General features: G+C 66.1%; 1 pseudogene. It reads right to left on the bottom strand.

The window, feature by feature from the left end:
• A pseudogene (locus tag ACG0Z3_RS23345) lies at positions 1-274 on the bottom strand (IS21 family transposase); the annotation flags it as partial.

Below are 274 nucleotides of genomic sequence, written 5' to 3'. Positions count from 1 at the left end.
ATCGAACTGCCGCGGACATGATCCACGCGCTCCAGCACCGCGCTCTTGAGGTTGTCGTACAGGGCGACCCTCGGACAGCCGTTGAAGGCGATGAAGGCCTCGACATGGCCGCGCAGGAAGCTGTCCACGCGGGCGTCCAGGAAGAAGCGCAGGAAGATCATGCGCGAGTGGCTGAGCACCATGACGAAGGCCATCAGCGGGCGCCGTGCGCGGCCGATCTGCAGATGGCCGAGGTGAGCCCAATCGACCTGCGCCTGCTCACCCGGCAGCGTTC

This window comes from Pelomonas margarita, assembly GCF_043555875.1.
GTDB lineage: Bacteria > Pseudomonadota > Gammaproteobacteria > Burkholderiales > Burkholderiaceae_C > Pelomonas > Pelomonas margarita.
Note: the sequence above shows the minus strand (reverse complement) of the source record. Positions and strands in the feature narration are given on the sequence as shown.